Source organism: Streptomyces sp. NPDC056222 (assembly GCF_042264065.1).
Taxonomy (GTDB): domain Bacteria; phylum Actinomycetota; class Actinomycetes; order Streptomycetales; family Streptomycetaceae; genus Streptomyces.
Genome location: NZ_JBHJTL010000224.1, coordinates 1 through 1,176, shown reverse-complemented (window position 1 = coordinate 1,176; position 1,176 = coordinate 1). Strand labels below are relative to the sequence as shown.

Annotated in this window: 1 protein-coding gene and 1 pseudogene; one reads left to right on the top strand and one right to left on the bottom strand. The window is 53.5% G+C overall.

All coding sequences use genetic code 11. From position 1 onward, the window contains the following. Positions 1–619, bottom strand: a 619-nt coding sequence (locus ACFC0D_RS38660; protein ID WP_376446813.1) for a LysR family transcriptional regulator, incomplete at its 3' end; no start/stop codon positions are given. Positions 620–1,067: 448 nt separating this feature from the next. Between ACFC0D_RS38660 and ACFC0D_RS38655 the strand changes: the two are divergent. Next, a pseudogene (locus ACFC0D_RS38655) lies at positions 1,068–1,176 on the top strand (IS5/IS1182 family transposase); the annotation flags it as partial.

The window sequence follows — 1,176 nt, the reverse complement described above, 5'->3', positions numbered from 1 at the left end:
ATTGCATCAGCCTATCTTGAATGGGTTCAGGTACTGCCGAGTTCAGCACGCAGAGTTGTCTATTGAGAACATGGTCCCACGTTGTGCTTCGGGGTTGCTGTGTTCTCGCGGCGTGAAAAAGGAAAATGCGTTCACGGTACAGAAGGTGAGTATCGAAGTCTTCCCCTGGGATATCCTCCAAATGCATGAGTGCGATATCCAAATTGTTTTCTCGAATCGCCTGTAGCAGGGAAGAAGCGCCGGAAACCAGAACTGATTGTTGAAGTAAGGGTGTTTTTTCAGCAAGGGCGATGCTTAATGTGGGCGCTACACCGGCAGTTCCTGGGAGTATCCCTAGCCGGAATTGCCCCTCTATACCTCGCCGTAGTGCGGAGAGTTCTCGCTCCAGCCCTTTGCAGTCGTCATACATCTGCTGAGCCCAAGACAGTACGCGCATCCCTTCAGAAGTGAGGCCGTCATAGCGTCGGCCATGACGCACGATCTCGACACCCATGTCTTCCTCCAATTGCTTAATGCCCGCGGAGAGTGTCGGCTGAGAAACATTGCAGCTTTTGGCCGCGTTGCCAAAATGGCCTTCACGGTGCAAAGCAAGCAAGTATTCAAAGTTTCTTACGATCATATATTTTCTTCTGATAAAGTTGATTAGATTTTATACTTTCACGAAAAACCCTGCGCACGCTTCGATCCGCGTCCAACCTTGGGCACGTAGCTGGCACGCATGAAAGGCTGCCGCGCGCAGTGCCCATACAGTAGGTTCGACTCGTCATCGACGGTCAGCACCACAACGCACGGGACAGCCAATAGCGCGAACACAGGTGCTTTGCGCTGTGGGCGAGTCGTCCTCATGTAGCTTAGCAGTTGGCGCGTTCTGGAAGGGAGTAAGCGTGAGTGGTGAGGCACGCAACCGCAAAAGGCGGTGCTAAGCTCTTGAGCTGTTCGGGTCGTGGCCGTTGAAGCGGGGAGAGAATGGAGCCTGCCATGGCCGTTGTGGCGCAGCTGGGGAAATCCTGAAAAAGACTTCCTGATTTGGCAAAATCCCCGGACACCAATCGCCGAGCTTTTCGATGATGAAACAAATGACCTTCGCCGATGCCGAGTACGCCGGTAAGCGCAAGCAGACCCGCAAGGAGCTGTTCCTGATAGAGATGGATCGGGTCGTACCCTGGGAGGGTTTGA